Genomic DNA, 19,303 nt, shown 5'->3' on the forward strand with positions numbered 1-19,303 from the left:
TGACTCCTTAGAAGAGCCCCTGCGCCGAGCGGCTCCCTCTCCCTCTGGGAGAGGGCTGGGGTGAGGGTGTCAGCAGACGCACCAAAGTTCACAGCAACGTAGGGCGAATAACCCGGAACGGGTTATCCGCCGAAATGGCGGATAACGCCTGAGGCGTCATGCGCCCTACGTGATTCAGACGTGCTCGCTCTTCACCTGCACCAGCTTGTCCCGCCCGGCGCCCAGGCCGAACACGATCCCCGCCACTGTGACCACCACGAAGATCACCCCGGTCGCTGCCCAGCCGCCGGTGGCGTCGTGCACCACACCGACCAGGAACGGCCCGCAGGCCGCCAGGGTGTAGCCCACTCCCTGGGCCATGCCGGAGAGATTGGAGGCGACGTGGGAGTCCGGCGAACGCAGCACGATCAGCGCCAGCGCGATGCTGAAGGTGCCGCCCTGGCCGAGGCCGAGCACCACCGCCCAGCCCCAGATGCCCGAGAGCGGCGCGAACAGCAGACCGAGCAGGCCGGCCAGGGTCAGGGCCATGACGATCACCACGGCGATTCGCTGGTCCTTGCCACGGGTGGCCAGCCAGGGCGCGGCGAGGGCGCTGAACAGCTGCACCATCACCGAGCCGGAGAGCACCAGGCCGGCTTCCACCGCGCTCAGGCCACGGTCGATGAGGATCGATGGCACCCAGCCGAAGACGATGTAGGCCAGCGATGACTGCAGGCCCATGTACAGCGTTACCTGCCAGGCCAGCGGGTCGCGCCACAAGCCTTTTACCTTGTACACCGCGCGGTGGGCGTGGTGGTTCTGGCGGGTCTGTGGCAGCCAGATCGCCGCAGCGACCACGGCGGGGATGGCCCAGAACGCCAGCGCCAGTTGCCAGCTGTTGTCCATCAGCGTCGCCAGCGGCACGGTCGAGCCGGCCGCGGTGGCGGCGCCCAGGCACAGGGCCATGGTGTAGACGCCGGTCATGGTCCCGGCGATGTGCGGGAAGTCGCGCTTGACGATGCCCGGCAGCAGCACGCCGATGATGCCGATACTGGCGCCGGCCACCAGGCTGCCGAGGAACAACCCGGCCACCGGGAACAGGCTGCGCAGGACGATGCCGCCAGCCAGGGTGAAGAGGATCAGCAGTACGGTGCGCTCGGCGCCCAGACGCCGCGCGAGCATCGGCGCCAGCGGTGCGAACAGGCCGAGGCAGAGCACCGGCAGGGTGGTCAGCAGGCCCGCAGCGGCAGCGGACAGACCGGTGCCGTCACGCACGGTGTTGAGCAGCGGCGACAGGCTGGAAAGCGCCGGGCGCAGGTTGATCGCCACCAGCACCAGACCCAGCAGCAACAGCCAGGTGCGTTGCGGGCGTGGCGCGGCTTTCGCGCCGTCGTCCTCGGCGTCGATCAGCAGTTCTTCGGGCGGGCAGGACACCTTGTGCTCGGTGTCTTTCGGGTCATTGGGCACGGACATGGTGGGCATTCCAGGGCAGCAAGGCAGATGAAAGAATTCAGAGTCAGATCAGCAGCGCGCGGTTCGCTTTTGCGGCTGCGTCGGCGTCGCCGCGGGCGATGGCATCCACCAGCTCGCGGTGCAGTTCGAAGCTCGGTTGCGGCCGGTTCGGGTCGCTGATGGTGCGCTCCAGGCCGGCGCGGATCACCTGCGAGAAGTAGCGGTACAGCTCGCTGAGCACCGGGTTGTGGGCGCTGTCCACCACGCGCTGGTGGAAGGCCAGGTCGTGGGCGATGTACTCGTCCAGCGCACCGCCGTGATGAACGGCGGAGGTCTCCAGCGCTTCGCGCAGGGCAGCGAGGTCGGCTTCGGTGCGGCGCTCGGCGGCCAGTCGGCTGGCTTCCACCTCGATGACGCCGCGCGCTTCCAGCGCCTGTTCCACCGAGCTGCGAGCCAGCACCAGCATGGTGTCCAGTGGGTTGGCGCAGGCGCGCACGTAGGTGCCGTCGCCCTGGCGCACTTCCAGCACGCCGGAGAAGGTCAGCACGCGTACTGCTTCGCGCACGGTATTGCGGCTGATACCCAGGGACTCGGCCAGTTCGGGTTCCGGCGGCAGGCGCTGGCCCAGCGGCCAGGTGCCGTTGTCGATCCGCAGGTGGATCTGCTCGAGGGCGATGTCCACCAGCGAGCGCTTCTGAATGAGGCTTGGCATTGAAACATCCAATCATCGGATGAATTTGAAGAGGCCAAGATTAGGGCAGAGGCGGAGCGCTGGCAATGCGGGAAGACGAGGAGGCCGCCGGAGCGGGGGGCGCTCCGGCGGTGGGCATCGACGCGGATCAGGCGGCGATGTTCACCAGGCTGCCACTGGTCGCCTGGAGGGCGGTGACTTCGCTGCTCTGGTACTGCTTGAGCAGGTTGGCCACCAGCTTCTGGTAGGCGGCGCCAGTATTGCCATTGGTTGAGGAGGCGCTGGTCGAGGAGCTGGAAGCGGTGGTCGTCGAGCTGTCCGAAGCACTGCTGGAGGAATCGTCGGACGAACCGCTGGAGGCCGACGCCGGCGGGGGCGGCGGCGGGCCGTCGGGGCGTTGGGCCTGCAGTGCGCTGGAGAGTTCGTCGCTGCTGATGGAGCCGCTGCCGTCGGCGTCGAGCTGGCTGAACAGTTCACTCAGGCGTTCGCTGTCGTCGTCGCTGCTGCCCAGGGCGGAGAGCTCGTCACTGCTGATGCTGCCGTCACCGTCACTGTCCAGCGCGCTGATCAGGTCTTCGGCGGAGTCGCCCAGACCGCCCATGCCACCCATGTCGCCGGGCGGTGGGGGAGGCGGAGGCATGGCCGCTGCCAGTTCGTCCTGGGAGATGCCGCCGCTGCTGTCGCTGTCCAGCTCGCTGAGCAGGGCGTCGATGTCGATGTCGCTGCTGTCCGAGTCATCGCTGGAGGACAGCGCGCTGGTCAGTTCGTCCTTGCTGATGCTGCCGTCGCCATCGCTGTCGATGGACTTGAACAGGTCTTCCTGGAATTTCGCCGCGCCCTGGGAACCGCCAGTGCTGCCGCTCTGCGTGGCGGTAGTGCTGCTGGCGGTCTGGGTCCGGGCGAGCGAGCTGGTGTAGTAGCTCGCATAGCTGCTGCTCACGCCGCTGATCATGGGAGATTCTCCGTGGTGGCCAAAGCGGAGGGTTCTCCGCTGATGACAGCCTCGGGCCCGCCTGTGTCGCGGGTTTGTGCGCTTTGTTAGCTGGCGGCTACAACGGCGTTACGCCGTTGTGCTTCTGGGCAGGCGCAGCACGGCGGTGGCGCCGCCGCCCGGGGTTTCCTCGAAGAACAGGTCGCCGCCCTGGCGCCGCGCGGCATCGCGGGCGATGGAAAGGCCCAGGCCGACGCCGCCGGAATTGCGGTTGCGCGAGCCTTCCAGGCGGAAGAACGGTTCGAACACCTGCTCGCGCAGCTCTGAGGGGATGCCCGGGCCGTGGTCGCGGACGCGGATTTCCACTTCGCGGGTGCCGTCGCGCAGCTCGATGCTGACATCGCCGGCGTAGCGCAGGGCGTTGTCCAGCAGGTTGTTCAGGCACGAGCGCAGCGCCATTGGCTGGACCTTGAGCGGCGCGCAGAAGCCTTCCACGCCGACATCGGCGCCGCGCTCGCAGGCGTCTTCGGCGAGGGAGTCGGCCAGTGCCTTCACGTCGAACCACTGCAGCGGCTCGCTGGCGCGCTCCTGCTGCAGGTAGTGCAGGGTGGAGTCGAGCATGCCGATCATCTCGGCCAGGTCCTGGCCGATGCGCGTGCGCAGTTGCGGGTTGTCGATTTCCTCGACGCGCAGGCGCAGACGCGACAGTGGGGTGCGCAGGTCATGGGATACCGCCACCAGCATGCGGCTGCGTTGCTGCACCTGTTCGCGGATGCGTTCGCGCATGCGGTTGAAGGCGTGGGCGGCCTGGCGGGCTTCGCGCGGGCCGGTTTCCGGCAGCGGCGGGCTGTCCAGGTCCTCGGACAGGCGCAGCGCGGCGTCGCCCATGCGCTGCACCGGGCGGGCGAGCAGGCGGGCGCCGATGCCGGCGGCGAGGATCAGCGCCAGCAGCTGGAAGGCGAACGGCGCGCTCCAGAACGGCAGGCGCGGCGGCGGGGGAGGCGGCGGGCGGAAACCCTCGGGGCCCGGCGCGAAACCTTGCGGCGGCGGACCACGCTCGAAGCCCTGTTCCGGCGGCGGGGGCGGCGGCATGTCGGGCCGATGCGGGCCGTAATGATGGAACCAGGCGAAGGCCAGCAGGTGCGCGACCACGATGGCCAGCAGGAACACCCCGAACAGCCGGGCGAACAGGCTGTCGGCGCGCTCCAGGGGTTTTTCCTTCGCGCGCTCGGGCGCGGACTCAGGCGATATCGCGGACATCGAACAGGTACCCTTCGCCGCGCACGGTCTTGATCAGCCGGGGCGAGCGCGGATCGTCGCCGAGCTTCTGCCGCAGGCGCGAGACCAGCAGGTCGATGCTGCGGTCGAAGGCCTCGATGGTGCGGCCCCGGGCCGCGTCCAGCAGCAGTTCGCGGTTGAGCACCCGCCGTGGGCGTTCGAGGAACACCCAGAGCAGGCGGAATTCAGCATTGGACAGCGGGACCACCAGGCCATCGGGCGCATGCAGCTGGCGCAGCACGCTGTCCAGGCGCCACTGGTCGAAGCGCACCTGGGCACGCGGTTCGCCGCGGGTGCCTTCCTCGCTGGTGAGGCTGGTGCCGCGCACACGACGCAGGATGGTCTGGATGCGCGCTACCAGTTCGCGCGGCTCGAAGGGTTTGGCCATGTAGTCGTCGGCGCCCAGTTCCAGGCCGATGATGCGGTCCGCCGGTTCGCAGCGGGCGGTGAGCATGAGGATCGGGATATCCGACTCGGCGCGCAGGTAGCGGCACAGCGAGAGGCCGTCTTCACCGGGCAGCATCAGGTCCAGCACTACCACGTCGAAGCTTTCGTTCTCCAGCGCGCGGCGCATTTCGACGCCGTCGGCGACGCCGTGGGTCTCGATGTTGAAGCGCGCGAGGTAGCCGCAGAGCAGTTCGCGGATCGGCTCGTCGTCATCCACCAGCAGGGCACGGGTAGTCCAGCGGCGTGGGTCGTCGGTAGTGGTCGGGTACATGAAGAAACCTGTCGCGGGAAACGTGGGGCAGGATGGCCAGGGGCCGCCAGGGGCATGCGACGCGCGCATGCTAACCCGTCATCGCGTGCGCGGGCCATGGTCGGCGAGGCTGCGGTGTGCGGGTGTCGCCAGCGTGTCCGCTCTGTATCGGGCTCGATACAAAGCCTTCCGATCACCGCGCCAGAGCGGTTTTTTACGCTTTCTTTATGCCGCCCGCCGGGGCTGGGAATCGCTCCTTTACGCGCAGCTTGCGGAAAATTTCCGTCAGGCGGCAACGGCCGCCCAAGCGATGGAGTCGCCCGCGTGAGGAGAAAGCAATCATGAGCGTGCTCGACGGTGTGTCACTGGTCCTGGCTACGGGACTGTTCATCTACCTGCTGGTGGCGCTGCTGCGCGCCGACCGTTCCTAGGAGACGTCATGAACAGTCATGACCTGTTGCTGATCGTCGCCTTCCTGGCGCTGGTGCTGGTGCCGGCGCCGTTCCTCGGGCGCTTCTACTACAAGGTGATGGAGGGGCAGCGCACCTTCCTCAGCCCCCTGTTCCTGCCGGTGGAGCGGGCGATCTACCGCGCGTGCGGCATCCACCCCGAAGACGAGCAGGACTGGAAGAGCTACACCCTGGCCCTGCTGGCGTTCAACCTGGTGGGGCTGGTGCTGCTGTTCGCCATCCTCATGCTGCAGGGGCTGCTGCCGCTCAACCCGCAGCACCTGCCGGGTCTGGAGTGGACGCTGGCGTTCAACACCGCGGTGAGTTTCGTCACCAACACCAACTGGCAGGCCTATAGCGGCGAGGCCTCGCTGAGCTACCTGAGCCAGATGCTCGGCCTGACCGTGCAGAACTTCGTCAGCGCCGCCGTCGGCCTGGCCGTGCTGGTGGCGCTGGCCCGAGGCATCTCGCGCAAGTCGACGAACAACCTCGGCAACTTCTGGGTCGACCTGACCCGCGCCACCCTCTACGGGCTGATCCCGCTGTGCCTGCTGCTGGCGCTGCTGCTGGTCTGGCAGGGCGTGCCGCAGACCTTCCTCGACTATGCCCACGCGCTGACCGTGCAGGGCGCCGACCAGTCCATCCCGCTGGGCCCGGCAGCCAGCCAGATCGCCATCAAGCAGCTGGGCACCAACGGCGGCGGCTTCTTCGGCGTGAACTCGGCGCACCCGTTCGAGAACCCGACCATCTGGAGCAACCTGTTCGAGGTCGTGTCGATCATCCTGATCCCGGCCGCGCTGGTGTTCACCTTCGGCCACTACGTGAAGGACCTGCGCCAGAGCCGCGCCATCCTCGGTTGCATGCTGGTGCTGTTCGCCCTGGGCCTGGGCGTGACGCTGTGGGCCGAGTACCAGCCCAACCCGGCGCTCAGCGCGCTGCCGGTGGAGCAGGTCGCTCCGCTGGAGGGCAAGGAGAGCCGCTTCGGCACCACCGCCAGCGTGCTCTGGGCGGTGACCACCACGGCGGCTTCCAACGGCTCGGTGAACGCCATGCATGACAGCCTCAACCCGCTGTCGGGCATGGTCGCGATGCTCAACATGATGGTCGGCGAAGTGATCTTTGGCGGCGTCGGCGCGGGCCTTTACGGCATGTTGCTGTTCGTCCTGGTGGCGGTGTTCCTCGCCGGACTGATGGTCGGCCGCACCCCGGAATACCTCGGCAAGAAGCTCGAGGCCCGCGAAGTGCGCCTGCTGGTGGCGACCCTGCTGGTGATGCCGGTCGGCGTGCTGGTGCTCGGCGCCATCGCCGCCAGCCTGCCGGGCCCGGCCTCGGCGGTGAGCAACCCCGGTGCCCATGGCTTCAGCCAACTGCTCTACGCCTATACCTCGGGCACCGCGAACAACGGTTCGGCCTTCGGCGGCTTCGGCGCCAACACGCCGTTCCACAACCTGATGATCGCCCTGGCCATGCTGATCGGCCGCTTCGGCTACATCCTCCCGGTGCTGGCGATCGCCGGCAGCCTGGCGGCGAAGAAAGCCACCCCGGTCGGCCCCAACAGCTTCCCGACCCACGGCCTGCTGTTCGTCAGCCTGCTGACCGCCACCATCCTGCTGGTGGGTGGCCTGAACTTCCTGCCGACGCTGGTGCTGGGCCCGGTGGCTGATCACCTGACGCTTGGCTTCTGAGGAGCCGCCTCCATGAATGCGAAAACCCAGGAACTGGCCCTGAACAAGGCCGTCGAAAAACGCCCGACCACCGCGCTGTCCGCCCTGTGGAAGCCGGCGCTGGTACAGGCCTTCGTCAAGCTCGACCCGCGCCAGCTGCAACGCTCGCCGGTGATGCTGGTGGTGGCCCTGACCGCCGTGCTGACCACCGTGCTTTGCGCGATAGGCGGCGACTCGGTGCCCACCTTCGTTGCCGTGCAGATCGCCGTGTGGCTGTGGTTCACCGTACTTTTCGCCAACTTTGCCGAGGCTCTTGCCGAGGGCCGCGGCAAAGCCCGCGCGGACAGCCTCAAGGCCGGCACCCAGGGCCTGCAGGCACTGCGCCGGACTGCCAGCGGCAACTTCGAGAAGGTCGCCGCCAGCAGCCTGCGCAAGGGCGATGTGGTGCGCGTCGAAGCCGGTGAACTGATCCCCGGCGACGGCGAAGTGATCGAAGGCGTGGCGGCGGTCAACGAGGCCGCCATCACCGGCGAATCCGCGCCGGTGATCCGCGAGTCCGGCGGTGACCGCTCGGCCGTGACCGGCAACACCCGGCTGGTCTCCGACGCTCTGCTGGTGAAGATCACCGCCAACCCCGGCGAATCCACCCTCGACCGCATGATCGCCCTGGTGGAAGGCGCCAAGCGCCAGAAGACCCCCAACGAGGTGGCGCTGGACATCCTGCTGATCGGCCTGACGCTGATCTTCCTGCTGGTGGTCGTGACCTTGAAGCCCTTCGCCCTGTTCGTCGGCGGCAACCTGCCGCTGGTGTTCCTGGTGGCGCTGCTGGTGACGCTGATCCCCACCACCATCGGCGGCCTGCTCTCGGCCATCGGCATCGCCGGCATGGACCGCCTGGTGCGCCTGAACGTCATCGCCAAGTCCGGCCGCGCCGTGGAAGCGGCGGGGGACGTGCACGTGCTGATGCTCGACAAGACCGGCACCATCACCTTCGGCAACCGTCGCTGCAGCGCGCTGCACACCGCTCCCGGCGTGCAGCCGCTGGAGTTGGCCGAGGGCGCGTTCCTCGCCTCGCTGGCCGACGACACGCCGGAGGGCAAGTCGATCGTTGAGTTCCTCCGCGCGCAGATCATCCTGCCGGAGCCGGACCGCAACCGCGTGACCCCGGTGGCCTTCAGCGCCGAGACGCGCCTGTCGGGCATCAACATCGACGGCCACGTGTACCGCAAGGGCGCGGTGGACGCCGCGCTGGCCTTTATCGGTATGGACCGTGCGCAGATGCCCGAAAGCCTGGCCAAGGAAATCGAGCGCATCGCCCAGAGCGGCGGCACGCCGCTGCTGGTGGTGGCTGACGGCAAGCTGCTCGGCGCCATCCACCTCAAGGACGTGGTCAAGCCGGGCATCCGCGAACGCTTTGCCGAGCTGCGCCGCATGGGTATCCGCACCGTGATGGTGACCGGCGACAACCCGCTGACTGCCGCGGCCATCGCCGCAGAAGCGGGCGTGGACGACGTGATTGCCGAAGCCACGCCGGAGAAGAAACTGGCGCGCATTCGCCAGGAGCAGGGCGAGGGCCGCATGGTCGCCATGTGCGGCGACGGCGCCAACGACGCCCCGGCCCTGGCTCAGGCGGATGTCGGCATGGCCATGAACGACGGCACCCAGGCCGCCCGTGAGGCCGCCAATCTGGTGGACCTGGACAGTGATCCGACCAAGCTGCTGGACGTGGTGCAGGTGGGCAAGGAACTGCTGGTGACCCGTGGTGCGCTGACCACCTTCTCGGTGGCCAACGACGTGGCCAAGTACTTCGCCATCCTCCCTGCGCTGTTCGCCGGCATCTACCCGCAACTGGGCGTGCTCAACGTGATGAAGCTGGCCAGCCCGCAGAGCGCCATCCTCTCGGCCATCGTGTTCAACGCGCTGATCATCGTCGCGCTGATCCCCCTGGCCCTGCGCGGCGTGCGCGTGCAGGCCAGCGACGCCTCGCAGCTGCTGCGGCGCAACCTGCTGATCTACGGTGTGGGCGGGCTGCTGGCGCCGTTCCTGGGGATCAAGGTGATCGACATGATCCTGGTCGCTGTGGGCCTTGCCTGAGGCACGGGGGGGGGGTCCCCTCACCCTAACCCTGGCTGCGCGCCCCGCTCCGTAGGGAGAGGGACCGTTCGGAGTGATCGGGAAGCACCGATCTGGCCGGACACGCCGAACTACTCCCTCTCCCTCTGGGAGAGGGCTGGGGTGAGGGCAATCCCTCGCTCCGAACCTGACAAGAGGAACACGAACATGCTCAACCAACTCCGCCCCGCCATCGCCTCGCTGGTACTGCTCAGCGCCGTCACTGGCATTGCCTACCCGCTGGCCGTCACCGGCATCGCCCAGGTCGCCTTCCACGACCAGGCCAACGGCAGCCTGGTCCGCGACGACCAGGGCAACGTGCGCGGCTCGGCACTGATCGCACAGAAGTTCGACGGCGCCCAGTGGTTCCATTCGCGCCCCTCGGCCGGCGACTTCGCCACCGTCTCCAGCAGCGCCAGCAACCTCGCGCCCGGCAACCCGGCGCTGGCCGAACGCATCGCCAAGGACGCCGCCGCCCAGCAGATCGGCGCGCAACCGGTGCCACTGGCGCTGGTCACCACCTCCGGCAGCGGCCTGGACCCGCAACTGCCACCGGCTGCCGCGCTGTACCAGGTGCCGCGCATCGCCCTGGAGCGTGGTGTACCGGCGGCGAGCCTGGAGAAACTGGTGGAGGCCAACACCGAACGCCCGCTGATCGGCCCCGCCGTGGTCAACGTGCTGGCGCTGAACATGGCCCTGGCCAGCCTGCCTCGCTAGACTCCAGCGCCAGAGCCGTCCAGGCCGTTGCACGATGCCATCGGCCTGCTGCGGACAGCTCCCTCTCCCACCGGGAGAGGGCTGGGGTGAGGGGCTGTTTCCCCGCCCCGGCACACATGAAACGAGCGCCCCGCGCGCTCCGAGGATAGCCCCATGACCGACTCCAACCGCGCCGACGCCCTGCTGGCCGACCTGCCCCCCATGGGCCGTGGCCGCCTCAAGGTATTCCTCGGTGCCGCGCCGGGGGTCGGCAAGACCTACGCCATGCTGCTGGCCGCCCAGAGTCAGCTGCGCCAGGGCGTCAAGCTGCGCGTCGGCGTCGTCGAAACCCACGGCCGCGCCGAGACCGAAGCCTTACTCGCCGGCCTGCCGCAGCAGGCGCTCAAGCGCTCGGTCTACCGGGGCATCACCCTCGAGGAAATGGACCTTGACGGCCTGCTCGGCGACCCGCCGGCGCTGGCGCTGGTGGACGAACTCGCCCACAGCAACGCCCCCGGCAGCCGCCACGCCAAGCGCTGGCAGGACATCCAGGAACTGCTCTCCGCCGGCATCGACGTCTACACCACGGTCAACGTCCAGCACCTGGAAAGCCTCAACGACCAGGTGCGCGACATCACCGGCGTGCAGGTGCGCGAAACCGTACCCGACTGGGTACTGCAGGAAGCCTACGAACTGCTGCTGGTGGACCTGCCGCCGCGCGAGCTGCTGGAGCGCCTGCGCGAGGGCAAGGTCTACGTGCCCGAACAGGCTCGCGCCGCCATCGATGCCTTTTTCAGCCAGACCAACCTCACCGCGCTGCGCGAGCTGGCCATGCAGACCGCCGCCGCGCGGGTGGACGACGATCTTGCCCATCGCTACCGCCAGCAGGGCGGCGACGCCCCCGCCGTGCGCGGAAGGCTGCTGGTGGGGGTGGATGGCGAACACAACGCCGAGCGCCTGGTGCGCCACGCCAGCCGCGTCGCCGAACGCCGGCATCTGCCCTGGTCGCTGGTGCATGTGGATACGGGCGAGGCGCGCAGCGAAGCTTCGCGCATGCAGCTGCAGAACGCCCAGCAACTGGCCGAGCGCCTTGGCGGCGACGTGGTGGAACTGCGTGGCGGCGAAGTCGCGCGCACCCTGGTCGAACATGCCAAGGAACGTCGCGCAACACTGCTGCTGGTCGGTCGCTCGCGGCAGCGCTGGTATCGCCGGCTGTTCGGCGGCGGCCTTGCGGCGCGGTTGCTGCGTCTGGGCGATGGGCTGGAGATCAGCGTGCTCGACAGCGAGGCAGATCTCGCACCGCCCAAGGCCCGCCCGCAAACGCCCTGGCCCTGGGGCAACTACCTGCTCGCCACGCTGGCCGCCGGCTGCGCCAGTGCCCTGGCCTGGGCGGTGGCCAGCGTGCTGGAGCTGCCGAACATCTCCCTGGTGTTCCTCGCCGCCGTACTGCTGGTGGCGGTGCGCAGCAGCCTCGGCCCGGCGCTGGCCTGCGCGGTGCTGTCGTTCCTGGCCTACGACTTCCTGTTCATCCCGCCGCATTTCTCCTTCTCCATCCAGCGCGAAGAAGACGTGCTGACCCTGCTGTTCTTCCTGCTCATGGCCGGCCTCACCGGCAACCTCGCGGCCCGCCAGCGTCGGCAGTTGCAGGCATTGCGCGAAACGCAGGAAGAGACCAGCCAGATGCTCGAACTGTCGCGCAAGCTCACCGCCGCCACCGACCGCCAGGCGGTGATGGCCGCCGCCGCGCAGCAACTGGGGGGCTGGGAAGGGCTGGATATCTGCCTGCTCGGCCGGGTCAACGGCGAATGGACACTGGAGGGTGGCCTCAACCGCACGCTGGAGGACCAGGAGCGCGCCGCCGCCGACTGGGCCTGGCAGCACGACCAGCCTGCCGGCCTGGGCACCGGCACGCTGCCGGGCGGGCGCTGGTGGTGGTGGCCGCTATCCGGCGAGGACGGCCCGCTGGCGCTGCTTGGCGTCAGCCCGCGCGATTCGCAACCTTTATCCGGGTCGCGCCGTCGTCTGCTGGCAGCTCTCGGTCAACCGCTGGCGCAGGCATTGGCCCGTGCGCGCCTCGCCGAAGACCTCGAGGCCGCGCGTCTGCACGGCGAAACCGAACAACTGCGCAGCGCGCTGCTGGCCTCGGTCAGCCACGACCTGCGCACGCCGCTGACCTCCATGCGCGGCGCCATCGACAGTCTGTTGGCCCTCGGCGACGCCATCCCGCCGCCGGATCGCCGCGAGCTGCTGGAAAGCACCCGCGACGAGGCCGAGCGCCTGGACCGCTACATCCAGAACCTGCTGGACATGACCCGCCTCGGCCATGGCGGCCTGAAGCTGTCGCGCGACTGGGTGTCGCCCGGCGACATCGTCGGCAGCGCGCTCAATCGCCTGCGCGCGGTGGTCGCTCCGTATCGGGTGGAAACCCGCGTCGCGCCGGAACTGCCGCTGCTCTATGTGCATGCCGCGCTGATCGAACAGGCGCTGGTCAACGTGCTGGAAAACGCCGCGCGTTTCTCGCCGCCGCAAGGCCGTCTGCGGGTGGCGGTGGAGCAGGGTGACGAGGAGCTGCGCTTCCTGGTCAGCGATGAAGGTCCCGGCATTCCGCCGGCGGAGCGCGAGAAGATCTTCGACATGTTCTACACCGCCGCGCGCGGTGACCGCGGCGGGCAGGGCACCGGGCTGGGCCTGGCGATCTGCCAGGGCATGGTCGGCGCCCACGGCGGGCGGATCACCGTCGAGGACGGCATCGACGGGCGCGGCACCACCCTCGTGCTGCACCTGCCGCTGCAACAACAGCCGGACCTGGAGCAGCTTGATGCTGCTGTCTGAAAGGCTCAAGCTGGACGCCCCCAGCCAGCCCGGACTGCCGATGAACGCCAGCGCCGCCACCATCCTGGTCGTCGACGACGAACCGCAGATCCGCAAGTTCCTCCGTATCAGCCTCAGCGCCGGTGGCTACAAGGTGCTCGAAGCCGGCACCGGCGAGGAAGGCCTGGCCCAGGCCGCGCTGGGCCGCCCGGACCTGGTGGTGCTCGACCTCGGCCTGCCCGACAAGGACGGCCAGGACGTGCTGCGCGAACTGCGGGAGTGGTCGCAGGTGCCGGTGCTGGTGCTCTCGGTGCGCGCCAGCGAAAGCGAGAAGGTGCTGGCGCTGGACAGCGGCGCCAACGACTACGTGACCAAGCCCTTCGGCATCCAGGAATTCCTCGCACGCATCCGCGTGCTGCTGCGCCAGGGGGCGAGCGGCGAAACGCAGGAGGCGGTGGTCGCGGTGGGGCCGCTGAGTGTGGATTTCTCCTATCGCCGCGTGCTGCTCGATGGCGAGGAAGTCTCGCTGACCCGCAAGGAGTACGCGGTGCTCTCGACCCTGGCGCGCCATGTGGGCCGCGTGGTGACCCAGCAGCAACTGCTCAAGGACATCTGGGGACCGACCCATACCGAGGACACGCACTACCTGCGCGTGGTGGTCGGCCATCTGAGGCAGAAGCTCGCTGATGATCCGGCGACGCCGCGCTTTATCGTCACTGAGGCAGGCGTCGGTTACCGCTTGCGCGAGGGCTGACTTCCCGGGTTTCCGTGCAGGAGCGGGCCATGCCCGCGATTCGCGCCCGTAGGGCGCTCCTGCAGGGGGCGGCTCAACTCAATAAGGATTCTCCGCCTCATACCGATCCAGCGTATCGCTGGCGATCTGCCGGCCGAGGGCGATGAGTTCGGGGGCCTTGTAGAACTCGAAGAAGCGGCACACGCGCTTGGGCACATTGATCAGGATGTCCGGCGGGTAGCCGGCGATCTTGTACTGCGCCAGCGAGGTCTGCATGACCTCGAAGCTCTGGTTCACCAACTCCAGCAGCGAGGCCGGGCTGCTGCTGTCGATCACGTGGCTGCCGGTGGCCGAGCGTGGCGAGCCCTTGGCCTGTGGAGCTGCGGCGGGTTGCTGCATTTCCGGTTCGGCGGGCTCTTCGGAGGTGGCCGGCACCGGGTGCAGCAGGGCGTCGGCGATCAGCTCGGGTGGTGGCTCGACTTCGCCACGGCGGAAGAAGCTCAGTTTGTTCGACAGCCCGGAGATCACCGAATCGAAGCGGCCCTTCAGCGCCGGCGGGCGCTCGATCACCGGCAGCGAGTACTGGCGCTGGTTGGTGGCGTTGAGGTTGACCGCAACGATCAGGTCGGCGTGGGTCGAGACCACCGGGACGATCGGCAGCGGGTTGAGCAGGCCGCCGTCCACCAGCATGCGGGTGCCCTGCATGACCGGGGTGAACAGGCTGGGGATCGCCGCCGAGGCGCGCATGGCCTGGTGCAGGCAGCCTTCCTGGAACCAGATTTCCTGCTGGTTGGTGAGGTCGGTCGCCACCGCCGTGTAGGGGATCGGCAGCTGTTCGATATCGATCTCGCCGAGAATTTCGTGGATCTTGCCGAATACCCGCTCACCGCGAATGGCGCCGAGACGGAAACTGACGTCGAGCAGGCGCAGCACGTCGAGGTAGTCCAGGCTTTCCACCCAGTCGCGGTACTCGCCCAGCTTGCCGGCGGCGTAGATACCGCCGATCACCGCGCCCATGGAACAGCCGGCGATACACACCACCTCATAGCCGCGCCGTTCGATCTCCTCGATCACTCCGATATGCGCATAACCGCGCGCGCCGCCGGAACCGAGTACCAGCGCGATCTGTTTTGACATGGGGCAACTCCGCGTGACGAACCCTGCGACGATACGCCGTGGGCAGCGGCCGCGCCAAGCCGGGCTTTGCTAGAATCGCCGTTTGATTTCCCTGCCCGGAGCCTCCCGATGAGCGAACCGATCCGCCTGACCCAGTACAGCCACGGCGCTGGCTGTGGCTGCAAGATTTCCCCCAAGGTCCTGGAAGTCATCCTCGCGGGCAGCGGCGCGCAGAACCTCGACCCCAAGCTGTGGGTCGGCAACGCCTCGCGCGATGACGCCGCCGTCTACGAAATCGATGCCGAGCGCGGCGTGGTGTCCACCACCGATTTCTTCATGCCGATTGTCGACGATCCCTTCGACTTCGGCCGCATCGCCGCCACCAATGCCATCAGCGACATCTACGCCATGGGCGGCGACCCGCTGATGGCCATCGCCATCCTCGGTTGGCCGGTGAATGTGCTGGCGCCGGAAATCGCCCGCGAAGTGATTGCCGGTGGCCGCAAGGTCTGCGACGAAGCCGGTATCCCGCTGGCCGGCGGACACTCCATCGACGCGCCCGAGCCGATCTTCGGCCTGGCCGTCACCGGGCTGGTGGAGAAGCGCTTCATGAAGCGCAACGACACCGCCACCGCCGGCTGCAAGCTGTACCTGACCAAGCCGCTGGGCATCGGCATCCTCACCACCGCCGAGAAGAAGGCCAAGCTGCGCGCCGAGGACGTGGGCGTCGCCCGTGACTGGATGTGTACCCTGAACAAGCCCGGCGCGCGCTTCGGCAAGCTCGACGGAGTGAAGGCGATGACCGACGTCACCGGCTTCGGCCTGCTCGGCCACCTGGTGGAAATGGCCGACGGCAGCGGCCTGACCGCGCGCGTCCGTTATGACGCCGTACCGCGTCTGGCCAGCGTCGAGTACTACCTGGAAGCCGGTTGCGTGCCCGGCGGCACCCTGCGCAACTTCGACAGCTACGGCGAACGCATCGCGCCGCTGCCCGAACTGCACAAGCTGCTGCTGTGCGACCCGCAGACCAGCGGTGGCCTGCTGGTGGCGGTGGAGCCTGCGGGCGAGGCACAGTTCCTCGCCACGGCAAAGGAACTGGGCATGGACCTGGCGCCCATCGGCGAACTGGTCGGCCGACAGCGTCACGCGGTCGAGGTGATGTGATGCGCGACAACACCCGCCACTACCGCGAACTGTTCCTCGGCGATGTGAAGATGATGGACGTGCGCGCCCCGGTCGAATTCGACAAGGGCGCGTTCCCCAATGTGATCAACCTGCCGCTGATGAACGACAGCGAGCGGCAGAAGGTCGGCACCTGCTACAAGCAGAACGGCCAGCAGGCGGCCATCGCGCTGGGCCACGAGCTGGTCATGGGCAAGCTCAAGTCCGAACGCATCGAGGCCTGGGCGAACTTCGCCAGGGCCAACCCCGAGGGCTACCTGTACTGCTTCCGCGGCGGGCTGCGTTCGCAGATCACCCAGCAGTGGCTGAAGACCGAAGCCGGGATCGAGTACCCGCGCGTGGTCGGCGGCTACAAGGCGATGCGTGGTTTCCTCTTCGACACCACCCGCGCCGCCGTCGAGGAATGCCAGTTCGTGCTGGTGGGCGGCCTGACCGGCACCGGCAAGACCGAGGTCATCGCCCAACTGGCCAACAGCCTGGACCTGGAAGGCCATGCCAACCACCGTGGCTCCGCCTTCGGCCGCCGCGCCACGCCGCAGCCGGCGCAGATCGATTTCGAGAACCGCCTGGCCATCGACATCCTGAAGAAGCGCCACGCCGGCACGGAGCAGTTCGTGCTGGAGGACGAGGGGCGCATCGTCGGCAGCTGTTCGGTGCCGCTGGAGCTGTACCAGGGCATGCAGCACTACCCGCTGGTGTGGCTGGAAGACAGCTTCGAGCAGCGCGTGGAGCGCATCCTCAAGGATTACGTGGTGAACCTGTGCGCCGACCACGTGCAGGTAGTGGGCGAGGAGGGCGGCTTCGACTCCTTCGCCGCCTACCTGCGCAAGAGCCTGTCGGGCATCGTCAAGCGCCTGGGTGGCGAGCGCTACCAGCGCCTGGCGGCGATCATGGATGAAGCTTTGGAAGAGCAGAAACGCAGCGGTTCGGTGGACCTGCACCGGGGCTGGATCGAGGGGCTGCTGGGCGAATACTACGACCCGATGTATGCCTTCCAGCGCGAGAGCAAGGGCGAGCGCGTGGAGTTCCGTGGCACCCAGGACGAAGTGTTGGAGTACCTGCGCTTCCGCGCCGAACGCTGATCCCGGCGCTCCCCTTGTGGGGCTCGCACCGGCGCCACGACGGAGCATCACCGTAGGATGGGTGGAGCTTGCGATACCCATGCTGCTGTCGGCGCATGAGAACGATGGGTATCGCTGCGCTCCACACCATCCTACGCAAGCGTTTGCCGGGAAGGGTGGCGGAGCTTCGTAGGGCGCATAACGCGCCAGCGTTATCCGCCGTCATGGCATCGGCGGATAACCCGTTCCGGGTTATGCGCCCTACGCGCTACGAATAGCTTCCAGTCGACAACTCCCGAATGGGCTCTGGCTCTTGAAAACCTCCAGAGAACATCCGCCCGGAGCCGAAGCAGGGCGTCGGCCCTGCCGACGGATCGCGCGCATGGCGCGCTCCTACAGGGGCTGCCAGCGTCACACGCTCTTGCCGTCGTACTCCTTCACCGTCAGTCCCGCCAGCTCCACGCCCGGCAGGCAGCGCACATTGATTGCCGCCATCGGCGTGCCGTCCGGCATCGCGCCGTAGGCCAGCGGCGCGCAGCCGCAGGTGGGGCAGAAACGGTGCTCGATGCGATGGGTGTTGAACGTATAGGTGCTCATCGCACTCTCAGGAGTCGTCAGCTTCAGCTTGCCGCGCGGCACGAACCACAGCAGCGAACCCTTGCGCCGGCAGATCGAGCAGTTGCATGACACGACTTCACCGACGTCCCCTTCCACTTCGAACGCGATCTGCCCGCAATGGCAGCTGCCCTGGTGCACCATGGTCCTTCTCCTTGTCGGGATACCCCGTGGGCAAACAGTGTAGTAGTCGCTTGAATGCCATCCGTCCGGTGGCATACTGCGGCGCCGTCCGGCAGGCCTCTGCGCCGCGTTCTAAGCTGGATTCACCCCCGAATACTTCCAGGAGTTTCGTCATGCCGCGCATTCCCCTGATCATCGCCCTGCTGCTCGCCGTCGCCGGCTGCTCGGGCAAGACCGTCAACCGCGACAGCTGCGCCAACGAGCTGAACGCCGCCTGGCACGAGCTGGACCTGGCCAAGGCCGAAGGTTTCGCCGGCACTGTCAGCTACTCCAAGGCCGTCGGCCTGCTGACCGCTGCCAAGACCCAGCAGCAGGTCGAGGCGTACGACGGTTGCGCCGACAAGGCCAGCCGCGCGCGCTTCTACATCAAGGAATCCCGCGCCGGCCGCTGAGCCGCGCATCGCCGGGCTGCCTGAAGCGGCCCGCGCCTTTCCCACCGCATCGCCCGCCGTTCTGCCAGGATCAGCCCATGCAACTCGACTTCACCCAACTGTCCAAGGCCGAGGCTTACCGCTGGCTGGCCTCCACCGTCACGCCACGCCCGATCGCCTGGGTTACCACCTTGTCCAGGGACGGCCAGAGCAACCTCGCGCCGTTCAGCTTCTTCCAGGTCATCAGCGATTCGCCGCCGACCCTGCTGGTCAACACCAGCGTGCGTGAGGACGGCAGCGTCAAGGACACCCTGCGCAACGTACGCGAGACCGGCGAGCTGGTGATCCACCTGGTCAGCGCCGCCCAGGCCGAAAACATGAACGCCACCGCCGCCTGGCTGCCCCACGGTGTCAGCGAGATCGAGCACGCCGGCATCGCCACCGTGCCCAGCGAACGCGTAGCTCCGCCGCGAGTGGTCGGCGTGCCGGTGGCCTTCGAATGCCAGCTGGCGGAAATCATGCCGTACCCGGCGGACAATCCCTCCAGCATGCTGATCTTCGCCCGCGTGCTGCTGGCGCACATCGATGAGTCGGTGATGCAGGACGAGCGCCATGTCGATCCGGCGAAGCTGGACCTGGTCGGTCGCCTGGGCGGCACCCAGTACAGCTATACCCGCGACACCTTCAGCATGATTCGCCCGAAGTAGGACGCCGTGCCTGGCGCTGTGGCGTCAGGCGAACTCCAGTTCCAGACCCAGCTGCCAGTGGATGCCGCCCATGCGCGCCACGTCCAGCCGTTCGCCGAGAGCGAAGAGCTCCGAGAGCAGTTCGTTGCGACGGGTGAATTCCAGCGTGCTGCCGTGAACCAGGCTGACGATGCCGTGGACCAGGCTCCAGCCGGTCTGGGCATCGAACCAGCAGTCGAGCCACTCGCCCTTGACCTCGTCGCAGGCCAGCGGGCAGACGAAGCGGCGGATCGGCAATTGCCCGCGAGCGAGCAGCAGCGGATCGAGGCGGCGCTGCTCGCGGTACAGCTCCGGCAATTGGAGTGCGTGGGCGAATCCCGCCAGCGGGCGCTGCAGGACCAGTTGATAGTAGGCGTTCATCCGAGCACCTGGAGTGGAAAGTCAGGTGTCGGAATCTGAACGGTCAGGCCGGCAGGTCGCTGTCGGCGATTTCCGTATCCGGGCAAGGAAAGTCCTGTTCAGTGTTCTGGATACGACCTCCACGTATCTCTGTGCAGCATCACCGTGCCATCACCGTCGTGCCCTCTATCCAGTCG

18 protein-coding genes are annotated in these 19,303 nt (G+C 68.0%); 10 read left to right on the plus strand and 8 right to left on the minus strand.

Going from position 1 to position 19,303, the window contains the following annotated elements:
* Positions 1 to 174: 174 nt before the first annotated feature.
* From ABKS89_RS10415 to ABKS89_RS10435, 5 genes are all read right to left on the minus strand, one after another.
* Positions 175 to 1,452, minus strand: a complete 1,278-nt coding sequence (locus ABKS89_RS10415; RefSeq protein ID WP_138216437.1) for a CynX/NimT family MFS transporter — start codon at positions 1,450 to 1,452, stop codon at positions 175 to 177.
* Between the two features lie 43 nt (positions 1,453 to 1,495).
* Complete coding sequence (locus ABKS89_RS10420) at positions 1,496 to 2,143, minus strand: FadR/GntR family transcriptional regulator (RefSeq protein ID WP_138216436.1); 648 nt, start codon at positions 2,141 to 2,143, stop codon at positions 1,496 to 1,498.
* Positions 2,144 to 2,270: 127 nt separating this feature from the next.
* A complete protein-coding gene (xopAW, locus tag ABKS89_RS10425; RefSeq protein ID WP_138216435.1) occupies positions 2,271 to 3,074 on the minus strand; it encodes an EF-hand domain-containing protein in 804 nt (267 codons plus the stop codon).
* A 108-nt stretch (positions 3,075 to 3,182) separates the two neighbouring features.
* Positions 3,183 to 4,313, minus strand: coding sequence for a sensor histidine kinase (locus tag ABKS89_RS10430; protein WP_138216434.1), 1,131 nt, complete (start codon positions 4,311 to 4,313; stop codon positions 3,183 to 3,185).
* Positions 4,294 to 5,049 carry a response regulator gene (locus ABKS89_RS10435; RefSeq protein ID WP_138216433.1) on the minus strand — a complete coding sequence of 252 codons (756 nt, stop codon included), beginning with the start codon at positions 5,047 to 5,049 and terminating at the stop codon, positions 4,294 to 4,296. The genes ABKS89_RS10430 and ABKS89_RS10435 overlap by 20 nt, the downstream gene beginning before the upstream one ends.
* 320 nt (positions 5,050 to 5,369) lie before the next feature.
* Here ABKS89_RS10435 and kdpF point away from each other — a divergent pair, with 320 nt between their 5' ends.
* The 6 genes from kdpF (at position 5,370) to ABKS89_RS10465 (ending at position 13,514) form a co-directional block, all read left to right on the plus strand.
* Positions 5,370 to 5,459, plus strand: a complete 90-nt coding sequence (kdpF, locus tag ABKS89_RS10440) for a K(+)-transporting ATPase subunit F (protein WP_009618573.1) — start codon at positions 5,370 to 5,372, stop codon at positions 5,457 to 5,459.
* Between the two features lie 8 nt (positions 5,460 to 5,467).
* On the plus strand, positions 5,468 to 7,162 hold the full coding sequence (gene kdpA / locus ABKS89_RS10445; protein WP_138216431.1) for a potassium-transporting ATPase subunit KdpA: 1,695 nt from the start codon (positions 5,468 to 5,470) through the stop codon (positions 7,160 to 7,162).
* A gap of 12 nt (positions 7,163 to 7,174) precedes the next feature.
* Positions 7,175 to 9,235 carry a potassium-transporting ATPase subunit KdpB gene (gene kdpB, locus ABKS89_RS10450; RefSeq protein WP_138216430.1) on the plus strand — a complete coding sequence of 687 codons (2,061 nt, stop codon included), beginning with the start codon at positions 7,175 to 7,177 and terminating at the stop codon, positions 9,233 to 9,235.
* Positions 9,236 to 9,421: 186 nt separating this feature from the next.
* On the plus strand, positions 9,422 to 9,970 hold the full coding sequence (kdpC, locus tag ABKS89_RS10455) for a potassium-transporting ATPase subunit KdpC (RefSeq protein ID WP_138216429.1): 549 nt from the start codon (positions 9,422 to 9,424) through the stop codon (positions 9,968 to 9,970).
* A 153-nt stretch (positions 9,971 to 10,123) separates the two neighbouring features.
* On the plus strand, positions 10,124 to 12,781 hold the full coding sequence (locus tag ABKS89_RS10460) for a DUF4118 domain-containing protein (RefSeq protein WP_348590091.1): 2,658 nt from the start codon (positions 10,124 to 10,126) through the stop codon (positions 12,779 to 12,781).
* 40 nt (positions 12,782 to 12,821) lie between these two features.
* Positions 12,822 to 13,514: a response regulator gene (locus ABKS89_RS10465; RefSeq protein ID WP_138216460.1), complete on the plus strand. Its 693-nt coding sequence runs from the start codon at positions 12,822 to 12,824 to the stop codon at positions 13,512 to 13,514.
* 78 nt (positions 13,515 to 13,592) lie between these two features.
* Here the strand turns inward: ABKS89_RS10465 and ABKS89_RS10470 are convergent, their stop codons facing one another.
* Positions 13,593 to 14,630: a patatin-like phospholipase family protein gene (locus ABKS89_RS10470; RefSeq protein WP_348590092.1), complete on the minus strand. Its 1,038-nt coding sequence runs from the start codon at positions 14,628 to 14,630 to the stop codon at positions 13,593 to 13,595.
* Positions 14,631 to 14,738: 108 nt separating this feature from the next.
* Between ABKS89_RS10470 and selD the strand changes: the two genes are divergently transcribed.
* Together selD and mnmH are read left to right on the plus strand one after the other, a co-directional pair.
* Positions 14,739 to 15,773 (plus strand): selenide, water dikinase SelD, encoded by a 1,035-nt coding sequence (gene selD, locus ABKS89_RS10475; RefSeq protein ID WP_192295356.1) that lies wholly within the window; start codon positions 14,739 to 14,741, stop codon positions 15,771 to 15,773.
* The gene (gene mnmH, locus ABKS89_RS10480) at positions 15,773 to 16,873 is read left to right on the plus strand and encodes a tRNA 2-selenouridine(34) synthase MnmH (protein ID WP_348590093.1); all 1,101 of its coding nucleotides are present in this window, start codon (positions 15,773 to 15,775) and stop codon (positions 16,871 to 16,873) included. The genes selD and mnmH overlap by 1 nt, the downstream gene beginning before the upstream one ends.
* A 390-nt stretch (positions 16,874 to 17,263) precedes the next feature.
* Here the strand turns inward: mnmH and ABKS89_RS10485 are convergent, their stop codons facing one another.
* The gene (locus tag ABKS89_RS10485; protein ID WP_138216424.1) at positions 17,264 to 17,611 is read right to left on the minus strand and encodes a GFA family protein; all 348 of its coding nucleotides are present in this window, start codon (positions 17,609 to 17,611) and stop codon (positions 17,264 to 17,266) included.
* Between the two features lie 152 nt (positions 17,612 to 17,763).
* Here ABKS89_RS10485 and ABKS89_RS10490 point away from each other — a divergent pair, with 152 nt between their 5' ends.
* Positions 17,764 to 18,042, plus strand: a complete 279-nt coding sequence (locus tag ABKS89_RS10490; RefSeq protein WP_081520653.1) for a hypothetical protein — start codon at positions 17,764 to 17,766, stop codon at positions 18,040 to 18,042.
* A gap of 77 nt (positions 18,043 to 18,119) precedes the next feature.
* Positions 18,120 to 18,728, plus strand: coding sequence for a flavin reductase family protein (locus tag ABKS89_RS10495; protein ID WP_348590094.1), 609 nt, complete (start codon positions 18,120 to 18,122; stop codon positions 18,726 to 18,728).
* Between the two features lie 24 nt (positions 18,729 to 18,752).
* Here ABKS89_RS10495 and ABKS89_RS10500 read toward each other — a convergent pair whose 3' ends face one another.
* Positions 18,753 to 19,127, minus strand: coding sequence for a hypothetical protein (locus ABKS89_RS10500; RefSeq protein ID WP_348590096.1), 375 nt, complete (start codon positions 19,125 to 19,127; stop codon positions 18,753 to 18,755).
* Positions 19,128 to 19,303 lie beyond the last annotated feature (176 nt).

The sequence above is a fragment of the Pseudomonas sp. LABIM340 genome (assembly GCF_040017195.2).
Classification (GTDB): Bacteria; Pseudomonadota; Gammaproteobacteria; order Pseudomonadales; family Pseudomonadaceae; genus Pseudomonas.